General features: G+C 68.6%; 15 protein-coding genes and 1 pseudogene. 8 read left to right on the top strand and 8 right to left on the bottom strand.

Annotated features, from left to right (window positions below; all coding sequences use genetic code 11):
• Window positions 1–6: 6 nt before the first annotated feature.
• Window positions 7–810, bottom strand: a complete 804-nt coding sequence (locus H074_RS26590; RefSeq protein WP_007033169.1) for a DUF2382 domain-containing protein — start codon at window positions 808–810, stop codon at window positions 7–9.
• A gap of 370 nt (window positions 811–1,180) precedes the next feature.
• On the opposite strand from H074_RS26590, the gene H074_RS26585 reads away from it, so the two are divergent.
• On the top strand, window positions 1,181–2,782 hold the full coding sequence (locus tag H074_RS26585; protein WP_007033168.1) for an ABC-F family ATP-binding cassette domain-containing protein: 1,602 nt from the start codon (window positions 1,181–1,183) through the stop codon (window positions 2,780–2,782).
• Window positions 2,783–2,786: 4 nt separating this feature from the next.
• Here the strand turns inward: H074_RS26585 and H074_RS26580 are convergent, their stop codons facing one another.
• The 3 genes and pseudogenes from H074_RS26580 to H074_RS41710 form a co-directional block, all read right to left on the bottom strand.
• The gene (locus tag H074_RS26580) at window positions 2,787–3,608 is read right to left on the bottom strand and encodes a class I SAM-dependent methyltransferase (RefSeq protein ID WP_007033167.1); all 822 of its coding nucleotides are present in this window, start codon (window positions 3,606–3,608) and stop codon (window positions 2,787–2,789) included.
• A gap of 543 nt (window positions 3,609–4,151) precedes the next feature.
• Window positions 4,152–5,165, bottom strand: a complete 1,014-nt coding sequence (locus tag H074_RS26575; RefSeq protein WP_007033166.1) for a YdcF family protein — start codon at window positions 5,163–5,165, stop codon at window positions 4,152–4,154.
• 150 nt (window positions 5,166–5,315) lie between these two features.
• Window positions 5,316–5,493, bottom strand: a pseudogene (locus H074_RS41710) (ABC transporter ATP-binding protein); the annotation flags it as partial.
• Window positions 5,494–5,895: 402 nt separating this feature from the next.
• Here H074_RS41710 and H074_RS26570 point away from each other — a divergent pair.
• Both H074_RS26570 and yidC read left to right on the top strand, forming a co-directional pair.
• Window positions 5,896–6,252 carry a DUF6412 domain-containing protein gene (locus tag H074_RS26570; RefSeq protein ID WP_007033165.1) on the top strand — a complete coding sequence of 119 codons (357 nt, stop codon included), beginning with the start codon at window positions 5,896–5,898 and terminating at the stop codon, window positions 6,250–6,252.
• A 69-nt stretch (window positions 6,253–6,321) separates the two neighbouring features.
• Entirely contained in the window at window positions 6,322–7,119 is a 798-nt protein-coding gene (gene yidC / locus H074_RS26565) for a membrane protein insertase YidC (protein WP_007033164.1), read from the top strand.
• A gap of 98 nt (window positions 7,120–7,217) precedes the next feature.
• Here the strand turns inward: yidC and H074_RS26560 are convergent, their stop codons facing one another.
• Complete coding sequence (locus H074_RS26560) at window positions 7,218–9,566, bottom strand: excinuclease ABC subunit UvrA (RefSeq protein WP_235096891.1); 2,349 nt, start codon at window positions 9,564–9,566, stop codon at window positions 7,218–7,220.
• 57 nt (window positions 9,567–9,623) lie between these two features.
• On the opposite strand from H074_RS26560, the gene H074_RS26555 reads away from it, so the two are divergent.
• Window positions 9,624–10,601 (top strand): helix-turn-helix transcriptional regulator, encoded by a 978-nt coding sequence (locus H074_RS26555; RefSeq protein ID WP_235096889.1) that lies wholly within the window; start codon window positions 9,624–9,626, stop codon window positions 10,599–10,601.
• Between the two features lie 31 nt (window positions 10,602–10,632).
• On the opposite strand, the gene H074_RS26550 is transcribed toward H074_RS26555, so the two are convergent.
• Window positions 10,633–11,103, bottom strand: a complete 471-nt coding sequence (locus H074_RS26550; RefSeq protein ID WP_007033161.1) for an Lrp/AsnC family transcriptional regulator — start codon at window positions 11,101–11,103, stop codon at window positions 10,633–10,635.
• A gap of 162 nt (window positions 11,104–11,265) precedes the next feature.
• On the opposite strand from H074_RS26550, the gene H074_RS26545 reads away from it, so the two are divergent.
• The 3 genes from H074_RS26545 to H074_RS26535 all read left to right on the top strand — a co-directional run bounded on the left by H074_RS26545 (window position 11,266) and on the right by H074_RS26535 (window position 17,779).
• Entirely contained in the window at window positions 11,266–14,715 is a 3,450-nt protein-coding gene (locus H074_RS26545) for an indolepyruvate ferredoxin oxidoreductase family protein (protein WP_007033160.1), read from the top strand.
• A 798-nt stretch (window positions 14,716–15,513) separates the two neighbouring features.
• A complete protein-coding gene (locus H074_RS26540; RefSeq protein WP_039923441.1) occupies window positions 15,514–16,638 on the top strand; it encodes an HAF repeat-containing protein in 1,125 nt (374 codons plus the stop codon).
• 247 nt (window positions 16,639–16,885) lie between these two features.
• On the top strand, window positions 16,886–17,779 hold the full coding sequence (locus tag H074_RS26535; RefSeq protein ID WP_085941018.1) for an aminoglycoside phosphotransferase family protein: 894 nt from the start codon (window positions 16,886–16,888) through the stop codon (window positions 17,777–17,779).
• A 177-nt stretch (window positions 17,780–17,956) separates the two neighbouring features.
• On the opposite strand, the gene H074_RS41705 is transcribed toward H074_RS26535, so the two are convergent.
• Window positions 17,957–18,175: a hypothetical protein gene (locus tag H074_RS41705; RefSeq protein ID WP_235096888.1), complete on the bottom strand. Its 219-nt coding sequence runs from the start codon at window positions 18,173–18,175 to the stop codon at window positions 17,957–17,959.
• A 541-nt stretch (window positions 18,176–18,716) separates the two neighbouring features.
• Here H074_RS41705 and H074_RS26530 point away from each other — a divergent pair.
• Window positions 18,717–22,031, top strand: a complete 3,315-nt coding sequence (locus H074_RS26530) for a fibronectin type III domain-containing protein (RefSeq protein ID WP_235096887.1) — start codon at window positions 18,717–18,719, stop codon at window positions 22,029–22,031.
• Here H074_RS26530 and H074_RS26525 read toward each other — a convergent pair.
• Window positions 22,009–22,449 (bottom strand): DUF6463 family protein, encoded by a 441-nt coding sequence (locus H074_RS26525; RefSeq protein WP_007033156.1) that lies wholly within the window; start codon window positions 22,447–22,449, stop codon window positions 22,009–22,011. The genes H074_RS26530 and H074_RS26525 overlap by 23 nt on opposite strands.
• Between the last annotated feature and the right edge of the window lie 68 nt (window positions 22,450–22,517).

The following is a 22,517-nucleotide window of genomic DNA, read 5'->3' as shown; positions in this document are numbered from 1 at the left end:
TCGGGCTCACGACTTGCGGTGCTTGCCCTCGTCGTCGGTGACCTCGAACTGTTCCTTGCGGACCTCGCCGGAAACCGTCTGGTCCTCGGTGACGGTCTCGGTCTTGAGCCTCGCCCGCTCGACCGCGACGGTTTCCTTGTTCACCACCGGCTTTTCGGCGTGCAGCACGACTTCCTGCTCGTCCTCGGCGATCTCGGCCCGCTCGCCGCCCGGCTTCGTGATCGGCTCCCGTTCGAGCCGCACTTCCTCGTGACTGACCGGGACGGTGACCTGCTGCTCCTCGGTGACGACGTACTTGCGCAACCGGACATGGCCGGTCTCGACCTGTTCGGTGCCGACGTTCAGCCGCTCCTCGGAACGCGTCATGGTGGGCTCGGCGCCCCGGTCCTTCTTGCCCGCACCCGCACCCGCGCTCGTGTCCATGCCGGCCTTGCCGCGGCCGGTGTCGCCCCGGCCCTGAGTCCGGTCGTCCATCCGGCCGTCCGGCGACGTCCTCGGCATCGGCAGCCCGTAGTGCTCGTACAGCTGCGCGCTTTCCTCCATGGACAGGTGGCCGTCGGCCTCGATGCGGGGTGCGTCGGTGACCGCGTCCTTGCCGACGCGGACGTGCACGCCGTCCTGATCCGCGTGCGCTCCCGAGAGCGGGACGAAACTCTCCTTGGTGCCGAACAGGCCCGTCTTGACCGTGATCCATTCCGGCTGGCGCGTCGCGTCGGCGAGGTAGACGTTGCCCACCTTCCCGAGCTTGTTCCCGGTCGGGTCGACCACGGCACTGTCGATGAGTTCCTGCGGCTGCATGGTCTTCGCCATCGGCCCTGCTCCTCTCGAACGATGCTGATGAGAAGCCCACCGTCGGCCGGGCCGGTGATCATGGCAACCGTCGTGGTGAACCTGTGGGTGACCCCGGAAAGTGGTGGTTTGAAGCCGCGATCGTGGGCTAGGAGCGGTGTGTCGTCGCAGGTGGAAGCGGGTGTTCGTGCGGTGACCGGCCGGTCAGGGTGATGGTGCGAAGGTGTGGATCCGTAAATCGGATGCGGAGCCCTCCGGGCGTGTCCTACTCTCGTGATCGTGATGCAGCAACTGCTGTTCCTCTGAGGAACGACGCCTCCACCGGTACCGCGAGCCGCGGTACCGGAGCTCGTTCTTCCTGCTCATCACCTTCGCTGGAGGCAGTTCCTTCATGTCATCCCCTCTTTCGCCCGCGCCTGTGCGCGCGGCGCACGTCCGCCTGTCCGGCGTCCACCTCTCCTTCGGGGGACGGCCCGTGCTCTCCGGGGTCGACCTCGCCGCCGCCGCCGGTGAGCGCGTCGCCATCGTCGGGGAGAACGGTCGCGGCAAGACCACTCTTCTCCGCGTGCTCGCCGGCGATCTGGCCGCCGACCGCGGCGAGGTGCACCGCTCGGGTTCGGTCGGTGTCGCCGACCAGCAGATCCCGCTCGGCGCGACCGACACCGTCGGCGCGTTGATCGACCTCGAACTGGCCGCCGTCCGCGCCGCGCTGGCTCACCTGGAGGCCGCGACCGAGGCGCTCAGCGACGGACGCCCCGGCGCCGACGACGTCTTCGCCGCCGCACTGGAACAGGCCGAGACCCTCGACGCCTGGGACGCCGACAGGCGTGTCGAAGTGTCACTGGCGGCCTTGAACGCCGTCGACGACCGTGAGCGTCCACTCGGGACACTGTCGGTCGGGCAGCGCCATCGGGTCCGGCTGGCCTGCCTGCTCGGCGCCGGGCACCCTGTCCTGTTACTCGACGAGCCGACCAACCATCTCGACGCGGCCGGGCTCGACCACCTCACCGAGCGGTTGCGCGCCCACCCGGGCGTGGTCGTCCTGGTCAGCCACGACCGGGCGTTGCTCGCGGACGTGGCCACCACGGTGATCGACCTCGATCCCTCGAGCGACGACCGGCCGCGCGTCTACGGCGGTGGGTACGCCGCCTATGTCGAGGCCCGTCGTGCCGAACGTGCCCGCTGGGAGTCGGCGCACGCCGAACAGGTCGCCGAGCGGCAACGGCTGGCCGACGACCTGTCCGCGGCGCGGAACCGGTTGCGTGACAACTGGCGGCCGCCCAAAGGCACCGGCAGGCATGTCCGCGCCACTCGCGCGCCGGGACTGGTCCGCGCGGTCCACCGGCGGCAGGAAGAGCTGGCAGGGCACGTGGTGGCGGTCCCGCCGCCTCCCGCCCGGTTCGCCATGCCCGACCTGCCGTCGCACGGAGGCGCGACCCTGCTCTGTGCCGCCGGGGTGACGGTGGCCGGGCGGCTCGCGCGTCCGGTCGATCTGACACTGGAAAGCGGCGACCGGCTGGTGGTCACCGGCCCCAACGGCGCGGGCAAATCGACGCTCCTGACCGTGCTGGCCGGGGAACTGGAGCCGGACACGGGCACGGTCACGCGCTCCCGGCCGGCGCGGATCGGGCGGTTGGGGCAGGAGTCCGACCTGCCGGGCAGGCGGACGGCGATGGAGCTGTACGACGAACAACTCGCCAGGGCCGGGGTTCCCGGGCCTGGGCTGGGCGAGCTGGGCCTGCTCGGCGGCTACGACCGGCACCGGCCGGTGGCCGAATTGTCGGTCGGCGCCCGGCGGCGGCTGGACCTGGCGTTGGTGCTGGCTCGTCGTCCGCACGTCGTACTGCTGGACGAGCCGACCAACCACCTGTCCGCCACGCTCGTCGACGAGCTGACCGCCGCGCTCGAGGCGACCCAGGCCGCGGTGGTGATCGCCACGCACGACCGACAGCTGTCGCGGGACACGGAGTCCTGGCCGAGGCTCGCGTTGTGAGCCGTCAACCGCGGTGGGCGACGGTGTAGCGCACGGTTTGCGCCAGCACCACGCTCCCGTCGGGCTCGCGGAGCGGTTCGAGCTCCGCGAGCACGGCCCGGCGCACGGCGTCGAGACGGTCTTCCGGGATCAGCTCCCAGAACATCCGCTGGCCGTGCGACCAGGACCAGGTGATCCAGTGCCCGGGGTCGGCGAACTTCACCGGATAGACGCGTTCCACGGACGTGACGCCGGTGAAGCCCGCCGACTCCACGGCCTGGCCGAAACCCTCGACGGTGGCGAACAGGCCCGCCCTGATGGCCAGCGTCCAGGCCAGCTCCGGCGGTACGAACGGTTTGAACACCTCACGCACGGCCGCCCAGCGGGGATCGTCGGCGCCGAACGTGGTCAAGCCCAGCCGGCCGCCGGGTGCGAGCAGGCGATGCCACGACCGCAGGCCGGCGACCGGATCCGGGAGGAAGAACACCACGAACGACGCGAGGACCACGTCGAAGGTGGCGTTGGCCAGCGTCGGTTCTTGGGCGTCCATAAGGGATACCGAGGCGTTGGCTCCGCGGTCCTCGATGTCTTTCGCGGTGCGCTCGATCATTTCCGGGGAAAGGTCGATACCCAGCACCGATCCGCCAGCACCGGCCCGCTCGGCCGCCGGGAACAGCACCGCGCCCCGTCCGCAGCCGACATCCAGGACGCGCTCACCGGCGGCGAGGCCGACCCGGTCGAGCAGTTCCACGGCGAACGCGCTGAAGAAGTCGACGCCGAGAGCGTCGTAGGTCTCCGCCGTCCGGTCGAACAACCGCGCCATCGCCTGCCGGGTGTAAGCGCTCATGCGGAGGACGATGACCTGGCGAAAACGGTGTTGTCAAACGGATGCCGGGGATTTGTCAGGTCGCTTTGAAGGATGAGGGCGCGAATACGTGCCGGGGTGTCAAAAGAGGCCGCGCCCCTGGTGGCGAGGCTCGTGAGTGGTAAGGACGGTTCTAGTGAGCCGAAAGCCAAAGGTGCCATGTCAGGCTGGCAAGCCCTTCACACCCTCGCGGTACATGATGGCCCCCTTCCTTGCGCCAGGCGCAAGGAAGGGGGCCATCATGTACCGCGAAGGCCTTCACGCGGTACCGCTGTGACTGCTGGTGTGCCTGGGGCCGCAGGTGCCTTCACGGACACCCCCCACGTTTGCCTTACCCCTCCATAACCGTCCTTACCACTCACAAGCCCCATCGCGGTCCGCCGCCCAGGTCGCCTGAAGTACGTGAAGTCCCCCTGCCTCCGCCAACGTCGCGAAAGCCACTTTCGGGACATCCAATGTCGCGAAAGTGGCTTTCGCGACACGCCCCGACACCACGCCACCTTTGCCTTATCCCGCAAGAGAACGTCACGACCAGGCGCGGGACACCTGCGAAAGCACGATGAGCCCGCAGACGACCAGGTTCTTGTACTTGTGATCCACGAGGATGGCCACGAATTCGCGAATGGTGGCGCTCGGCCAGAAGTACCAGGCCGTCGGCGATCCGATGACCTGGCCGTTCACCTTGGCGCGGCGGGTGATGAGGGCGGCGCGGAGCACGTGGAAGTTGTTCGTGACCACCGTGCACCGGTAGTCCGCCTTCCGCTGCTTCATGATTTCGGCGCTGAAGGTGAGGTTCTCGAAAGTCGTCCGCGAGCGGTCTTCCAGGAGGATCCGTTCCCTCGGCAGCCCGTTCTCGACGAGGTAGCCGGCCATGGCGTGGGACTCCGGCAGGTCCTCGTCAGGCCCTTGCCCGCCCGAGGTGACCACCATCGGCTCCCGGCCGCGACGGGCTTCGGCGTCGAGGACGCGTTTGGCGCGATTCAGGCGGCCCGCCAGCAGCGGCGGCACGCGGTGGCCGTCCAGCAGTCCCGAGCCCAGCACCACGACGAAGTCCACGCCTTTCTCGGTGCGGATGCGGCCGTAGACGATCGAGTACAGGAGGAAGCAGACGAAGAGGAACGAGAAGTAGACGACGATTCCATTGAGGACGCCCCGGACGATGTCGAGGGGTTCCCAAGCGAGTTGCGTGACCGTCGCGTTGAAGACGATCAGCGCGCAGATGCCGATCCCCGTCAGCAGCGAAAGGACGTTGGCCAGCCTGCGTCCCTCGCGGCGGAGCATCGTGATCCCGTTGCAGATCAGGAAGACCGTCAGCGCGAGGACCGTCGGGATGATCAGCAGGATCACACCGACCGCGACGAAACCCGCCGCCTCGGGCGACACCGAGGCGAGCAGCGCGATGAACGTCACGCCGAGGAACAGGAGTGCGAAGAAGAGGTAGAAGCCGTTCCGCAACCGGCGTCGGTCACGAAGGAAGCTCACGAGGAATGCCGCGCAGCACAAGGCCGCGATGGCGAAGGGAATTGCGGCGGCCTTCACGAGATCTCCAGCCTTGGGACGATGTTGGCACTCGAGTGTCGGCACGCGGTGCGGCGGCATTGAAACACACGACGGAGACGCCGGAGCCACCTGCCGTAGGTGTGTCGCGTTTCCTAGCCCGACAGGGGGACTCCGGTGCGCGTTCGCGGGTCACCGCGCGCGTCGCACCGGCCGCTCGTCCCACACCGGTTCCGCTGTTTCCCGCACGTGCCCGTCCGAGCCGAACACGAGGGGACCGATCGAAGGAGCGCGCGAACCACCGGTCGTGCGTCACCGCGACCGTGGTGCCTTCGTACGCTTCCAGCGCCTGTTGCAAAGCCTCCGCCGATCTCCAGCAGGAGGATCTGTTGAGGGGTAAGGCGAACGCAGGGGCCACTTCTTGGCGGCAAAATATCCGGTTGATGCCCATATGTACAGTTCCGCACGGGGGTCGTGAATGATAAAGAGGGTTAGAACGCTCTTTATCACTCACGACCCCCGCACGAAGCTCCGCCGCCAACCCCACCACGCCACATTTGCCTCACCCCTGAATGGAACCGGCCTGCCGGCCACCGGACAGCTTCTCGAACCGCTGGTCGCCCTGGCCGCCGAGTTTCCACAGTCCGTCGGGAAGCAGCCGCCCGTCGGGTAAGCAGTACTCGACGGGCGCGACTTCCACGTGCCCCATTTCGACAGGCCGCCCGCGCCCTCGGGAATCACGCAACGCAATATCTCCGGTAGTGTCGGTGACGTGGAGCGAACCTACTTCGGCGTGCGGCTCAAGCTGATGCTTGCGCTGTTCCTGCCCGAGTTGTTCGTCATGCTCCCGGTCGTCGGCGGGATCAACCCGTTGAGCCTGGCCACCGCGCTGACGGCGTCGGTCGCGGTCGCCAACCCGCTCGGGCTGGCCGCGGCCTTGACCGCGTCGCTCGCCGCCGTCCTGGCCGCGCTCGCGGCGCACTTCCGCCTGGAACCGGCGGCCGCCGCGATGAAGGTGCGCGCCATCAGCCTGCGCGAACGCGCGCAGCTGTTCCTGAGCCTGCGCGATCCCGACGCGCGTGGCCGTGTCCGGCCCAGGGCTCCGTCACAGGGCATCGCGACTGCCTGACCTCTCCTCGTCCGAAGGTGAGGCAGTCACTGCTGCCCGCACACCTTCGACCGACGGAGTGACCTGGTCATGTTCGATGTCTTCCTATACCCCGTTTCCGCCATTCTCTGGTTCTGGCACAAGGTTTTCGGTGCCGTGTCGAGTCCCGACTCGGGCGTCGCCTGGGTGCTGTCCATCGTGTTCCTCGTCTTCACCCTGCGCCTTCTGCTGGTCAAACCCGCGCTCAGCGCGCTGCGCGCGGGCCGCCGCATGCAGGCGCTGGCCCCGCAGATGCGGCAGATCAAGGAGAAATACGGCAAGGATCGCCAGAGGATGGCGAAGGAGATCCAAAAACTGCACGCCGAAAGCGGTTCCAGCCCGCTGGGCGGCTGTCTCCCGGCGCTGATCCAGCTTCCGGTGTTCCTGTCGCTGTACTGGGTCTTGCGCGATTTCACCCCGGGAGCCCGGTCGAACCACATTTTCGATCACGCCGGAGTGGAGTCGTTCTTGAACGCCGACCTGTTCGGCGCGAAGCTCGGCAACTGGCTTTCGCAACCGGCGTCGGAGTTGGCCGCGTTCGGCACGGACCACGTCCACATGATCGCCGTCGGGGTGCCGCTGATGCTGATCGCAAGCCTGGCCACGTTCTTCTCGATGCGTTCGGGACTCGCCCGGCAGACCGCGACCGCCCCTGAGGCGGCGGGGATCACCAAACTCATGATGTATCTGGCACCGGTCGGCATGCTGGTCTCGGGATCGTTCTTCCCGGTGCCCATCGGTGTGTTGCTGTACTTCCTGGCCACCAACGTGTGGACGTTGGGGCAGCAGCATTTCCTCACCAAGGTCGTCGACAGGGAGGAGGCCGTCCGCCGGGCCACGGTCGAGTAGCGGGGGCCGGCAAGGCGTGCGAGCTGGTCGGCCAGATCACACGAGATCAGGCGAAGAACTGTTCGGTACCGGCGTGCCGGGCGAAGCCGGATGGGGGATCATCGCGCTCGCCCGGGAACTGTTCCCGGGCGGGTGGGTGTTCCCGGCGCCGTCCGGCGCCGGGAACGCGTTCGCAGATGACGGCCGGTGAGCGACACGGAGTCCTCGGCCAGCGCCGACGGCGCACCCTCGAACACCACCGTCCCACCATCGGCACCCGCGCCCGGACCGATGTCGATGACGTGGTCGGCGTGCGCGATCACGCGTTGGTCGTGTTCGATCAGAACGAGTGTCGCGCCGCCGTCGACGAGTTCGTCGCAGAGGGCGAGCAACCGGTCGACGTCGCTGCCGTGCAGTCCGGCGGTGGGTTCGTCGAGGACCAGGCGCAGTTCGCCCGCGGGACCGGCGTCGGCGAGGTGGCGGGCGAGCAGCAGGCGTTGCCTTTCGCCGCCGGACAAGGTGTCGAGACCCTGCCCGATCGTCAGGTAGCCGAGCTCGGCCCGGTCCAGCCAGCGCAACCGCTGAGCGATGGGGGACCGGTCACCGAACAGGGCGGCGGCGTCCGCCGGGTTCATAGCCAGGACGTCGGCGATGGTCCGGCCGTTCAGGCGTGCGGCGAGCGCGGCCGGGTTGAACCGGGTGCCGCCACAGGCGTCGCAGCCGGTCTGGACGTCGTCGAGGAAGGCGAGGTCGGTGACGATGACGCCCTTTCCCTTGCAGACCGGGCATGCCCCACGGCCGTTGGCGCTGAACCACGACGGATGTTCGCCCGTGGCCTTGCCGAAGGCTTCGCGAATGGGCTCGGCGACGCCGAGCACCGTGGCGGGCGTGGACCGGATGCCACCGCGCAGCGGAGCCTGTTCGACGACCACGAAATCCGGATGCTGCCGGGGGAGTTCGCCTGTGATCAGGGTGCTCTTGCCGGAACCGGCGACACCCGAGACGACGGTCAGGACGCCGAGCGGCACGTCGACGGTGACGTCGCGCAGGTTGTGGCCGCGGGCGCCGGAGATCGTCACGGCACCTCGTATCGGACGGGTCCGCTCCCGGAAACGAAGCGGGGCACCGAGGATCCGCCCGGTCTCGGTGCCCGCCGCGATGAGTTCGCCGGGGCGGCCTTCGAACTGGACACGTCCGCCGCCGTCACCACCGGCGGGCCCGAGGTCGATGACGTGGTCGGCGGCCGCGATGACCGCGGGATGGTGTTCGACCACGAGGATCGTGTTGTGCGCGTCGCGGAGCTTGGCCAGCAGTTCGAGGAGGCGGTGCACGTCGTGCGGGTGCAGTCCGGTGCTGGGCTCGTCGAACACGTAGCAGACGTCGCTGAGCGCGCTGCCGAGATGGCGGACGATCTTGACGCGCTGGGCTTCGCCGCCGGACAGCGTCCTCGATTCCCTGGACAGGCTGAGATACCCGAGACCGACGGAGTCCAGGGCGTCGAGGCGTTCCCGGATCGCCTGCAGCAGCGGCGCCACCGACGGATCGCGCACGGCCGCGACGACGTCGCGCAACTCGCCGATCGGCAGCGCCGACCAGTCCGCGATGGACCGCCCGTCGATCAGGCTGCCGCGCGCCGCTTCGGAAAGGCGGGTTCCCGCGCACTCCGGGCAGACGCCGCGGGTGACGACTCCGGCGAGTCCTTCCTGTTCCTCGGCCGTGAGCCGCGACGGCGTCTTGCGCAGGTACGAGTCCCGTAGTCGCGGGACGACGCCGTCGAAGAGGCCGTGCTTGGGGTATTCGGAGCCGGGGTCGTCGAGGGGGAGTCCTTCGGCGTGCAGCAGGGTTTCGACCTTCTCCGACGGCAACCGTCCCAACGGGACATCGGGATCGACGAGTCCGGAGTGGACGAGCCGTTTCCAGCGGTAGGTCCCGGGGGCGAACGCCGGGAAGCGAACGGCGCCTTCGCGCAGGCTTCGCGAGTGGTCGAGCAGCCGGTCGAGATCGATTTCGTCGACCACGCCGAGCCCTTCGCAGCGCGGGCACATCCCGTCCGGATCGTTGAACGAGTAGGCGGGCGAGAACCCGGCGCCCGGCTTTCCGAGGCGGGAGAACAGCAGGCGCAGCAGCGGCGCGATGTCGCTCGCCGTGCCCACGGTGGACCGTGAGTTCCCGGTGAACCGCCGTTGATCCACGATCGTGGTGAAGACCAGCCCGTCGACCCGGTCGACGTCGGCGGGTGGATGCTGGGGGAGCCGGTTCCGGACGAAGGCGGGATAGGTCCCGTTGACCAGGCGCTCGGCTTCGGCCGCGATCGTGTCGAACGCCAGCGACGACTTCCCGGACCCCGACACGCCGGTGAACACCGTCAGCCGGTGTTTCGGCACGCGCACCGAGACCTCGCGGAGGTTGTGCGTCCGGGCTCCTTCCACCGTGATCCACCGGCCACGGTCAGCTTGAACTTTCACCATGAACCGAGGCTACGATGAGATGTGGCCGGTTCTCGGCCACAATTATCGGGAGGTGGCGTGACGGCACCACGGGAACGGATGCTGCGGCTGCTGTCGCTCCTGCAGTCGGGCAGGGCGTGGCCCGCGGCCGAACTCGCGACCGCCATGGAAGTCCCGCCCCGCACCCTCCGCCGGGACATCGACCATCTCAGAGGCCTGGGCTATCCGGTGGAGAGCAGCCGCGGCCCGGGAGGCAACTACCGGCTCGTCGCCGGCACCGCGCTGCCGCCGCTCATGCTGGAACACGACGAGGCGATCGCCACCGTGCTCGGGCTGCGTCTCGCCGCGGCGGGCGGGACCGGCGTGGACCTGACGGCCGAATCGGCCGACCGCGCCGCGGCGAAACTCCGGCGTGTCCTGCCGGCGGCACTGCGACGTCGGACCGATGAAATGCTCGCCGCGGTCGAGTTCGGGAGCGGTGATCAGCCGCGGATCACCCAGGACGTCCTGAACGTCCTCGCCGCGGCGATCGCGGCTCGCCGATGCCTCGAGTTCGCGTACACGGGGAAGGACGGCTCGTCGTCACGGACGGTCGAGCCGATGCGCCTCGTCCAGCTCGGCAGGCGGTGGTATCTCTACGCCTGGGACCTCGGCAGGCGGGATTGGCGAAGCTTCCGCCTCGACCGGATCGGCGCGCCGAAGACGACAGAGGTGGCGTTCGAGCCCCGTGCGCTCCCCGTCGACGATGTCGCGGCTCACCTCCAAGAGCGCTTCCACAGCCCGAAATCGCTCCGGATCACGCTGACCCTGGACGTCGGCGCGGATGAGGCCGCGGCCCGTCTCCACCGGATCGACGGGAGTTTCGAGCCCCTCGGTGACCACAGCTGCCGCTATGTCGCCTACGTCGATTCCTTCGAGTGGCTGGCCGTCGTCCTGACGCTCACCGACATCGGGTTCACGGTGGAGGAACCGGCGGAATTCGGCGATTACCTCACGCGGACCGGGCAGCGGCTGCTTCGGGGCGCCGCACCTCTCGTGAGTGGTAAGGACGGTTAGAACCGTCCTTACCACTCACGAGGCCGAGGGCTCAGACGTCGCCGGGATGGGGCCACTGCTGTCCCCGAGTCCAGGAGTCCAGCACCATCAGCGTCTTCGTGCCCGTCACCTGGTGATGCCGCCGGATCTCGTCGATGGTGTGCTGCAGATGGCCCATGTCCCGCACCCGGAGCCAAACGAGCGCGTCGGGGTCGCCCGCGATGGTGAACACCGCCTGCGCCTCCGGCATCCGGGTGGTGGTGCGGACGATCTCGCCGACCTTGGTGGTCCCGGTGAACCGCAGTTCGGTGAACGCCTCGATGCCCCAGCCGAGTTTGGCGTGGTCGATCTGGACGGTGTAGCCGACGATGACGCCGTTCTCCTGCATGCGGTCGATACGGCGTTTGACCGCCGCGGTGGACAGCGTGACGCGGGCACCGATGTCGCCCAGGGTGCGCCGGGCGTCCTCCCGCAGCAGTTCGAGGATCTCGCGATCGGTCTCGTCGATGAGCTGGTCCGCCATGAGTCAGGATGGTACGCAGACGCAACAGATATTGGCCATCGGTGAAGACGGGCCGGATTTTTTGCGTGCCGGGTACCAATAGACTGCTGCCTGTTGCGGCGGCCCGTGAGGTCGGGTCTTCTGTCGTGACGTCGCACGGGGGTGCCGAAGGAGGCAGGTCTGGTGGAGCAGTTCACGTTGGAGGACCGGTATCTGCGGGAGGACGGCACCGTCTACCTCAGCGGGGTCCAGGCCCTGGTCCGGATGCTGTTCGACCGGGTGCGGCACGACCGAGCCGCAGGGGCGTCGCCCGCCGTGTTCGTGTCCGGTTACGAGGGTTCCCCGCTGGCGGGGTACGACCTCGAGCTCGGACGCCGCTCGGTCCTGCTCGAGAAGCACGACGTCGTGCACCGCCCCGGCTTGAACGAGGAGCTGGCCGCGACGGCGGTCATGGGTAGTCAGCTCACCGCGTCGGTCGGTTCGTCGCGCGGTGGGGTCACCGGGTTCTGGTACGGCAAGGCACCCGGTCTGGACCGGGCGACGGACGCCCTGCGGCACGCGAACCTCGCGGGTACCGATCCGGCGGGCGGCGCGGTGGCGCTGGTCGGCGACGATCCGAACGCCAAGTCCTCTTCGGTGCCCTGCGCCTCCGAACTCGCGCTGGCCGACCTGGCGATGCCGGTGTTCTTCCCGGCCGACTCACAGGACGTGCTGGACTTCGGCCTGCACGCGGTCGAGCTGTCCAGGGCGAGTGGGCTGTGGTCGTCGATGAAACTCGTGGCGAACGTGGCCGACGCCGCGAGCACCGCCCACGTCCGGCCGCGGTGGACGGCACCGGAACTCGCCCTGCCCGCGTACCGGCACAAGCCCAGCTCCCGGCTGCTCGGCACCACGTTGATGGCGCTCGAACGCAGCCTGTACACCGAACGCCTGCCGCTGGCCGTCGAATACGTGCGTGCGAGCGGGATCAACCGGATCGTCCAGGAAGGACCCTCGGACCGCCTCGGCATCGTCACCGCCGGAAAGTCCTATTTGGACCTCATGCAGGCCCTGCGGCTGCTCGGCCTGGACGCCGACGCATTGTCACGGCACGGGATCCGAATCCTCAAACTCGGTGTCATCCACCCGCTCGAACCGTCGATCGTCCGCCGGTTCGCCGACGGCCTGACCGAGATCGTCGTGGTGGAGGAGAAGCGCTCCTTCGTCGAGTCGGCGATCAAGGAGGTGCTGTACGGCACGGCCGGCGCGCCCGCCGTGTACGGCAAGACCGGCCCGGACGGGCGCACCCTGTGCACCGAACTCGGCGAACTCGACCCGGACGCCATCGCCAGGGTGCTGGCCACCCGGCTGAGCGAGCACCACGAGATCCCGTCGGTGACCGCGTGGCGGCAGCGCCGCCGCCGTGAGCGCATCTCGGTGCCGTTGCTGACCAGGACGCCGTACTTCTGTTCCGGCTGCCCGCACAACTCGTCCACCAAGGTGCCGGAGGGCACGGTGGTGGGCGGCGGCATCGGCTGTCACGCCATGGCGCTGTTCATGGAACCGGAACAGGTCGGGGACGTGGTCGGCCTGACCCAGATGGGCGGCGAGGGCGCGCAGTGGCTCGGGATGGAGCCGTTCGTCGACGCCTCGCATTTCGTGCAGAACATCGGCGACGGCACGTTCACCCATTCCGGCAGCCTCGCGGTGCGGGCGGCAGTGGCCGCCGGGGTGAACATCACCTACAAGATCCTCTACAACGCGACCGTCGCGATGACCGGCGGACAAGACGCTGTCGGCGGGCTCCCGGTGGAACGACTGGCGTCGTTGCTCCTGGTCGAAGGCGTCGCGAGGGTGGTCATCACCAGTGATGAGCCGAAGCGGTTCCGCGGCGTCCGCCTGCCCGACGGCGTCGAGGTCCGGCACCGCGACGAACTGCTGAGCACCCAAGAGGACTTGGCCCGCGTTCCCGGGGTGACGGTGCTCATCCACGACCAGGAATGCGCCGCCGAGAAGCGCCGCAAACGCCGTCGCGGCAAACTGGCCACCCCGGCCGCCAAGGTCGTGATCAACGAGCGGGTGTGCGAGGGATGCGGCGACTGCGGGGAGAAGTCGAACTGCCTGTCCGTGCAGCCGGTCAGTACCGAGTTCGGCCGCAAGACCGCGATCCATCAGTCGTCGTGCAACGTGGACTACTCGTGCCTGGCGGGGGACTGCCCCTCGTTCATGACGGTGGTGCCCACCGGTCGCAAACACCGGCGCCAGGCCCGGGAGATCGCCGCGTCCGAGCTGCCCGAGCCCCAGACCGCGGGTACCGACTTCACCGTGCGGATCACCGGGGTCGGCGGGACCGGCGTGGTCACCGTCGCGCAGATCCTCGCCACGGCCGCCGTGATCGAAGGCAAGCAGGTCCGGACGCTGGACCAGACCGGGCTCGCGCAGAAGGGCGGTGCCGTCGTCTCGGATCTGAAGATCACCGCCGAGCCGACACCGCAGGCGCCGAAACTCGCGGCCGGGGAATGCGATCTCTACCTGGCCTGTGACGTCCTCGTCGGCGCGGACCCGGCGCATCTGACGGTGGCGGACCCCGGCAGGACCACGGCCGTGGTCTCCACGACCGAGGTGCCGACCGGCCGGATGGTCGTCGACACCACCGTGTCCTTCCCCGACGCGGCGGCCGTGCGGGGCGCGATCTCCGGCAGCACGGCTCGGACCGTGGCACTCGACGCGCGGGCGCTGGCGGAAACCCTGTTCGACGACGACCAGTTCGCCAACATCCTCCAGCTCGGCGCGGCTCACCAGACCGGCGCCATCCCGCTGGACGCGGCCAGCCTGGAACGTGCGATCGAACTCAACGGGGTCGCCGTCGAGGGCAACCTCCAGGCGTTCCGGCGCGGCAGGCAACTCGTCGCCGATCCCGGCGGACTGCACGCGGCGGTCGCCCCGCCCGCCGTCGCCGCTGCCCCCGCACCGTCGGCGGCCGCGCTGCGCGCCCGCGCGCTCGTGCACGCCGAGCCGGGTTCGGAACTCGCGCGACTGCTGGACATCCGAGTTCCTGAACTCGTCCAGTACCAAAACGTTCGCTACGCAAGGGAGTACGCCGAGTTCGTCGAGCGCGTCCGGGTCCTGGAAGGGGACTCGACCGCCGTCACCGAAGCGGTGGCGCGCAACCTGCACAAACTGATGGCCTACAAGGACGAGTACGAGGTCGCGCGGCTCTGCCTCGATCCCGCGGTGCTCGCCGGGATCGAGGCGGAGTTCGGCGTGGGCAGCCGCTACGCCTACCGTCTGCACCCGCCTGTGCTCCGCGCGCTGGGGATGAAGCGGAAGATCGCGCTGGGCCCGAAGTTCCGCCCGGTGTTCGTCGCGCTGCGCGCCGCGCGGAAACTGCGCGGCACCCGCTGGGACCCGTTCGGCAAGGCACAGGTCCGGAAGGTGGAACGGGAGCTCGTCGGGCAGTACCGGGAAACGATCCTCGCCGCTTTCGGCACCGAGGGCGCGGATCGTGGCAGGCTCCTGGCGCTGGCCGAGCTGCCCGACCTGGTCCGCGGCTACGAGGACGTCAAACTGGCGAACGTCGAGGCCTACCGCCGGGAACAGTCCGCGCTCCTCGCCGACCTCGTGCAGGCGGACCCGCTCGGCGCGAGCACCTGACGGCTTCAGGGAAGGTTCGCGTACTTCGGCAGCTGATCGAGGACCCCGGCCGGGTGTTATTGAGGGGTAAAGCAAGGGCGGCGTGTCCTGGTGGCGAGGGCTCGTGAGTGTTAAGGACGGTTGGAACGTCGCGGTATTCGGCTATTCGCTGCTGATCTGCGCGAGGGCGACGATCCCAGCGGGTATCGGGATCGTCTATGAAGGAATTAGGACACTCACCGTCCCGATTCCTTCATAGACGCGAGGTGACGTCGTCCGGGCCATGATCAACGGAAGATCCGGGACACTCAACGTCCCCGATCCTCCGTTGATCAAGCCGGTGCCACTCAAACCCGGCGGCCGACACCCGCGCCCACCCCTGCCTCCACGATGTTGCGAAAGAGGTTTCCGCAACATGAAGCGCCTGGCAGACGAAAATTTGTTTCCTCGTGGCGTGTCGCGGCGGTGCTCGATTTCCGGTACGGATTCACCGCTTCGGGAACGGGCCGCCGGCCGGAATCATGCTGTCGGCCTTTTGTATTTCCCGACGACGTTTTCCGGGTACCCCGCCCTTCTTGTGTCACGAATGTGCTGGGTTTTCGGCGAGGCGGACGCTCGATTGTCAATATTCGCGTCGGTCACGAGGAACGAACTCGAGACGGAACCAGTCGGCTGTTCGTGTGGAAAGCGATCGCCGTGGAAGCCATTCGTGAAGGGAGTGCATTACTGTCGCACCGGGGGTCCGCACATCGCACACCACTGGATCGAGATTGGGGAGTCATCGTGATGAGGAATTGTGTGCCAGTCGCGCGAAGACGGGTGTTTTCGCTGGTAGCTGCTCTTGTCGTGGTCACCGGCGCGGTGACGGGGACCGCGCAGGCCATCCCGGTGGGACCGGTGGATCTCGGTACGTTGCCGGGGGACGACGAGAGTACGGTCCTCGCGGTCAACGAGGCAGGGGAGATGGTCGGGCTGTCGTTGGTGGGCCCGACCCCGAAACGCAGCCATCCGGTCCGCTGGGACGCCGACGGCCGGATCATGGCGCTGCCCACGCCAGGCGGAACCGAGGGGCAGGTGCGCGACATCAACAGTCACGGGGTGTCCGCCGGTTACGTGTTGACCGCGACCACGGCCGTGCCGGTTCGCTGGGACGCCGCGGGCCAGGCGACCTCGCTGCAGCTTCCGCCCGGCTATCACAACGCCACCGCGTGGGCGATCAGCGACACCGGCGTCGTCATCGGGAACTGGCTGACGCCGGACAACCAGTTCCACGGGTTCCGCTGGGACCCGGATGGCGCGGCCACCGACCTGGGCACGTTGCCCGGCGAAACCTGGAGCATGACCGAGGGCATCTCCGGCGACGGCACCATCATCGCCGGGAGTGCCGTCCGCTCCGCGGCGAACCAGGCCGTGCGGTGGGTGAACGGTGGGCCGATCACCGAGCTGGCGCCGCAGGGCGTGAGCAGTGGGGCGGGCCGGATCAACAAGGACGGCGTGGCCGCCGGTGTCCTGCGTGAGACCAGCAGCGGGCCCCCTGTCCCGGCGAAGTGGGATCGGGACGGCGTGACCCATCCCATGGACTGGCCCAGCCCCCATTCGGTCTGGATCTACGGGATCGGCCCCACCGGTTACGTCGTCGGTTCCGGGTACCTCAACCCGCCTCGCCGATCGGCCCTGATCTGGGACCTCGACGGCCACGTCGCCGCCCTGCCCGACGACGGTCTCGGCGCTGACGCCGAAGCGGTCAACGCGCAGGGCACCGTGGCCGGCACTTTCCGGAGTCAGGCGACGGTCTGGTTCCGGAACGGGGAACGCAGGCAGCTCGGCACGCTGCCCGGCGGCACCCGCGGCCAGGGATACCGGATCACCGACAACGGCCGCGTCGTCGGAGTCGCCTCCAACGCCGCCGGGAAGTCCCACGCGGTGTACTGGACACTCGGCTAAGCGCTGTCCTGTAGTCCGTTCGATGAGCGTGCCGTCCGCCTGATCACGGGTGTGCACGGACGACACGCAGCCGGTCGCGCCGGCCGGGTCGCGACCCGGCCGGCGCGACCGGGCCTGCCGAGGTGGGCGACCGTGATCCGCCGGGCCCGGGAGTCCGCCGAATATCCGCTGGACGGCATGACGAGACTTGGTGGGGAGCCCATCGAGCAAGGAAGTCGTCTTGAGCAATACGCCGGATCTCGGTCCGATGCCGCGGCGGATCACCGTCGACGTGGCGCAGGTGCGCCGGTTGGTCGGCGAGCAGTTCCCGGAGTGGGCCGGTCTTCCGGTCCGGCCTGTGGCCAGGTCCGGTTGGGACAACTTCACTTTCCGTCTCGGCGACGCAATGGTGGCGCGGCTGCCGAGCGCCGCCGAGTACGCCTTGGCGGTGGACAAGGAACAGCATTGGCTTCCGGTGCTGGCTCCCAGGCTCCCGCTTCCTGTTCCTGTCCCGCTGGCGAAGGGGCGCCCCGGCGCGGGCTATCCCTTCCCGTGGTCGATCTACCGGTGGCTCGACGGCGAGCCCGCGAGCGCGGACCGTATTTCCGACCCGGTCCGGTTCGCTCTCGACCTGTCCGGTTTCCTCGCGGCGTTGCGGAACGTCGATACCGCCGACGGTCCCCAACCGGGTAAGCACAACTGGTTCCGTGGAGCCACCCTGCGCACCTACGACACACTGGCCGAGCGCGCGCTCTCGGCATTGGACGGCGAAATCGACGTCGGCTCGGCCCGCGAGAGCTGGAAGACCGCGCTGCACACCCCTTGGGACGGTGCGGACCGGTGGTTCCACGGCGACATCGCACCGGGGAATCTGCTGCTGGACGGCGGGGAACTGGCGGCCGTCATCGACTTCGGCACCTGCGGCGTCGGCGACCCGTCCTGCGACATGGCCATCGCCTGGACATTGCTGACCGCCGACGGCCGGGAGGCGTTCCGCGAGCGACTTTCGGTCGACAGCGCGACGTGGGCGCGAGGGCGCGGTTGGGCGCTGTGGAAGACGCTGGTCACCTGCGCTCGGACGAGAGGCCGCGCCGACGAGGAAGCCGTGGACGCGCGTCGCGTCCTGGGCGAGATCCTCAGTCCCCTGAACACGCGGTGGTGATGCGCGGCGACGCCTAGGCGACCGCAGCAGGCGAGAACGCATCGAGACCCTGCCCGGCTCCGCGACGTTCTATTGAGGGGTAAGGCAATCGTGGCGTGTTCTGGTGGCGGGCCTCGTGAGTGGTAAGGACGGTTCTAACCGTCCTTACCACTCACGAGGCCCGCCACGGTCTGCCCTTCAATAACCGTTCGCCTCGGCGGGTCCTGACGCGACGGCCGGTGTCCCGCCGTCGATCCATGATTGGATCGACCACATGTCCGCCATCGTCGTCGCCGTGATCTCAGCGGTCGCGGCGGTGGTCGCCGGGATGTTCGCATTGGCCGCGCTGGACCGCATGTTCACCAGCGATGACCTGCCCGCAGAAGAGGAGTCGAAGCACAAGCGCCGCTTCGACACCTGGGTGAACGTGTACGGCTTCGAGTACCGCGGTCGACAGGATGCGGATCCTCGGACCGCGGTCGGCGAACGTCTCGGACCGCCGGAGCCTGGCCGGCCCCGGTCTCGACACGGTCCGCGAACGGCTCGGCTGGGTGCCGCCCTGGCGCGCGGCCAAGTGAGCGGGCGAAGCCGGGGGAGCGGTCCCTCTCCCTTGACCTGATCGCGGCCATGTTGGCCAGTAACCACCCTCGCCGAGATGGTGGCGGACGTTTTGGGGTCGTGCCTGACAGATTCGCGAACGGTGAATCGACCGCGTATGACAAAGACGAAGAATGGTCGCACGGGCTCTGTGATTTTGCTTGCCTGGCGAGCCTCGCGGGTGTGTTAATTCCCTGTGGCATACCCGTAAATGTGCACACACTCCCGCCGAAGAGAGCCCGCGAAAGCGGGCATTAATCGTTTGTCCGATGGTTTCGGCGGGTGTGGTCTATGTGTTGGAGAGGGACCTGTGAAACACAGAAGACGTAGTCGAAGACTGGCCACTGGGGGCATCGCCGTCGTGAGTACGGCGGCCTTGGTGGCCCTGGGTCTCGCGATCGGCTCGGGCACCAGTGCCGCGGCTCCGGGTGAGCTCACGCAGAATTACTCGTGTCCATTCCCGTTGATCGGTGATCAGAACGTCTCGGTCACCATCAAGACCACTCAGCCTTCGACGATCGAGACCGGGAAACTGACTCCCGCCATCGAGATCACCGCCGTGTCCAACGCGGGCAAGACGGCGACCGAAGGCCTTCGGCTCGTCGGCGCCGAGTCCATCAAGGGCACCGCGAAGGCGACCTCGACCGTGACGATGCCCGGCAGCCAGGGCACGATGACGGTGAAGGTCGACTCCGACGTGCCGAAGCAGCCCATCCCGGCGGCGGGCAACGACCTGGTCGTGAACGCCACGGGCAGCGCGCCCGCGCTGAGGTTCGACCAGCCGGGCACCGCGACGCTCGCCGTGAACGGCCTCCAGTTGGTGATGACCCCGCTCAAGGCCGACGGCACCGAGACCGGTCTCGGCACCTTCACTTCGGACTGCACGCTGGCGGCGGGCGCCGATACCGTCCTGCAGACCTACACGGTGACCGGCTCTCCGGTCACCCCGGAAGCCGTTGTCGGCACGGGGAACCACCCGCCGCTGCGGCAGGTCTACAGCTGCCCGTTCCCGCTGATCGGCAATCAGGACGTCACGGTCGACATCAACGCCACGCTCCCCGACACGATCCCGGTGGGCCAGTTCACCCCGAAGATAGACATCACGGCCGTCTCCAACGCGGGCAAGACGGCGACCGAAGGGCTCCGGCTCGTCGGCGCCGAGAGCATCAGGGGATCGGCACTGGCTTCGTCGCTGGTGTCCAGCCCGCAGGGGCATCTCGCGGTCGGCGTGCCGACGGGCATCCCGCAGCAGCCCATCCCGCCGAAGGGCAACGACCTGATCGTCAACGCGAGCGGTGCCGCGCCGTCGTTGCGGTTCGACCAGCCGGGGACGGCGACCTTGTCGGTACACGATCTGGTGCTGACCATGACGCCGTTGACGGCTTCCGGCGCGGAGACCGGTCTCGGCACGTTCGTCGCGGACTGCACTCCCGCGAACGGCCAGGCCAACGTCCTGCACACCTTCACCGTCACACCCGCCGCGGACACGACCGCGCCTTCGGCTCCTGGTGCTGTGACGGTCGGTGAAGTCACCCAGAACAGTGTCGCGTTGTCTTGGGGCGCGGCCACCGACAACGTCGGCGTGACCGGCTACGACGTCTACGAGGGCACGAATCTCGTCAAGTCCGTGAGCGGCACGACGGCCACGGTCGACGGTCTCACCCCGGACACCGAGTACACCTTCACCGTCAAGGCGAAGGACGCGGCGGGCAACATCTCGCCCGCCACCGCGCCTGCCACCGCCCGCACCGCGAAGGCTCCGGACACGCAGGCGCCGACGACACCCGCGAACGTGCACTCGACCGGAACCACCCAAACCAGCGTGACGCTGGCCTGGGACGCTTCGAGCGACAACGTCGGTGTCACCGGCTACGACGTTCTGAAGGGCGCCGAGGTCGTCAAGTCGGTCACGGAACCCCAGGTCACGATCGACGGTCTGACGGCCGATACCGAGTACACCTTCACAGTGGTCGCGAAGGACGCCGCGGGCAACGCGTCGGCGCCCAGCACCGCGGCCACGGCACGGACCCAGGCCGCGCCCGACACGCAGGCTCCCGGTGCGCCGGGCAACCTGCACTCGACCGGTACCTCGGCCTCCAGCGTCGGTCTGGCATGGGACGCTTCGAGCGACAACGTCGGTGTCACCGGTTACGACGTCTACAACGGCGGCACCTTGGTGAAGTCGGTGACGGAGACCAATGCCACGGTCGACGGTCTCGCCGCCGACACCGAGTACAGCTTCACCGTCGTCGCCAAGGACGCGGCAGGCAACAGGTCGGAGCCCAGCGCCCCGGTGACCGCTCGGACGGCCACGGCCCCCGACACCGAAGCGCCCAGCGTTCCGGCCGGTCTCGCCACGACCGACGTGACCCAGTCCAGCGTCAAGCTGTCCTGGAACGCGTCGAGCGACAACGTCGGTGTGACCGGCTACGACGTCTACAACGGTGCCACGCTGGTGAAGACGGTGACGGGAACCTCCGCGACGGTGGACGGACTCGCGCCGGACACGGAGTACTCGTTCACCGTGGTCGCCAAGGACGCCGCGGGCAACGCGTCGGCGCCCAGCGCCGCGGCCACTGCACGGACGCAGGCCGCGCCCGACACGCAGGCTCCCGGTGCGCCGGGCAACCCGCGCTCCACCGGGGCCACGCAGACCAGCGTGAACCTCGAGTGGAACGCCGCGACGGACAATGTCGGCGTCACCGGGTACGACGTCTACAACGGCGGCACCTTGGTGAAATCCGTGACCGGGACTTCCGTGACCGTGGACGGTCTCGCGCCGGACACGGAGTATTCGTTCACCGTGGTCGCGAAGGACGCGGCGGGCAACCTCTCCACTCCCAGCGCCGCCATCACCGTCCGGACGCAGGCCGCGCCCGACACGGAGGCTCCCGGCGCGCCGGGCAACCCGCGCTCCACGGGGACCACGCAGACCAGCGTGAGCCTCGAGTGGGACGCGGCGACGGACAATGTCGGTGTCACCGGGTACGACGTCTACAACGGTGCCACGTTGGTGAAATCGGTGACCGGGACTTCGGCCACTGTGGACGGTCTCAAGGCCGACACGGAGTACACCTTCACCGTGGTCGCCAAGGACGCCGCGGGGAACAAGTCGGCCGCCGGCGCGCCGGTCACGGCGAAGACCAAGCCGAACACGTCCCCGGTCGTCAAGTACAGCTATGACCTGACCGGCAAAACGCAGCTGAAGAAGCTCTCCGGCCCGATCGACCTGCGCGGGGGCATCAACGCCGCGATCACCCTCGCGAACGGGACCTTCGACGCCGACCTGACGCTGAACCCGACGAGCGCGAACCTCACGCTCTGGGGCTTCGTCCCGGTCAACGCGAAGATCGAGTTCGTGTCGGCGGGCAAGACCACCGGCACGCTGGCAGGCGGGGTGCTCAAGTCGACCTCGGCGGTGACGGTCAAACTGCCGCGGATCAGCGTCTTCGGCTTCCCGGTTTCGGCGAGCCCGACCTGCCAGACGAAGACTCCGGCCCAGATCCCCCTCCAGTCGAAGGCCGGCTTCGACCCGCTGGCCGGTGGCAAGCTCACCGGTTCCTACACCCTGCCGCCGCTGCAGGGTTGCGGATTCCTCAACGGCATCGTCACCGGTGTCACCTCCGGTCCCGGCAACACGGTGGAGGTGAACCTCAAGCCGCGTCCGGTCGGCTGATCCCGCGGAAACCCTGATCCGGCCCCGTCGCACTTCGCGGCGGGGCCGGATCGGCGCGGCGGATTCCGGCCAGCAGCAGAACGGTCGCGACCAGGAGGATCGGCCAGGGCGTGAAAAGGAGGACCGTGGCGATCAGCAGGGTCCAGATCCCCAGCGCCCACGCGATGAACCGGGGTGGGGTGATGCCGCGCCGGTCCAGCCACAGCACGGTCAGGCCGACCAGGACGAGCGGCACGCCGAAGCTGGCCGCGCTCAGCCAGAAGGCGCTGTTCGCGGGGCTCATGGCGGAGAGGTCGTCCCTCCACAATGTCCCGCTGAACCACGTGCCGGCATGGCCGGCGGCTTTCATCACCGTGAGGGCGCCCAAGGTGTGCGCCGCGCCGAACAGCGTTATGAGCCAGCCCGCCCATTTGATCATGTCAACTCCCCAGTCCTTGTTATACGGTGGCGTATAAGTTCAGGCTAGACCGGTTATACGGTGCCGTA

It is taken from the genome of Amycolatopsis decaplanina DSM 44594 (genome assembly GCF_000342005.1).
In the GTDB taxonomy this organism is placed as follows: Bacteria; Actinomycetota; Actinomycetes; order Mycobacteriales; family Pseudonocardiaceae; genus Amycolatopsis; species Amycolatopsis decaplanina.
Note: the sequence above shows the minus strand (reverse complement) of the source record. Positions and strands in the feature narration are given on the sequence as shown.

Excerpts from the sequence above, each read along its gene's own strand:
- H074_RS26590 (WP_007033169.1), bottom strand. The coding sequence starts at position 810 with ATGGCGAAGACCATGCAGCCGCAGGAACTCATCGACAGTGCCGTGGTC.
- H074_RS26560 (WP_235096891.1), bottom strand. The coding sequence starts at position 9,566 with ATGGTGAAAGTTCAAGCTGACCGTGGCCGGTGGATCACGGTGGAAGGA.
- yidC (WP_007033164.1), top strand. The coding sequence starts at position 6,322 with ATGTTCGATGTCTTCCTATACCCCGTTTCCGCCATTCTCTGGTTCTGG.
- H074_RS26525 (WP_007033156.1), bottom strand. The coding sequence starts at position 22,449 with ATGATCAAATGGGCGGGCTGGCTCATAACGCTGTTCGGCGCGGCGCAC.
- H074_RS26535 (WP_085941018.1), top strand. The coding sequence starts at position 16,886 with ATGCCGCGGCGGATCACCGTCGACGTGGCGCAGGTGCGCCGGTTGGTC.
- H074_RS26580 (WP_007033167.1), bottom strand. The coding sequence starts at position 3,608 with ATGAGCGCTTACACCCGGCAGGCGATGGCGCGGTTGTTCGACCGGACG.
- H074_RS26550 (WP_007033161.1), bottom strand. The coding sequence starts at position 11,103 with ATGGCGGACCAGCTCATCGACGAGACCGATCGCGAGATCCTCGAACTG.
- H074_RS26585 (WP_007033168.1), top strand. The coding sequence starts at position 1,181 with ATGTCATCCCCTCTTTCGCCCGCGCCTGTGCGCGCGGCGCACGTCCGC.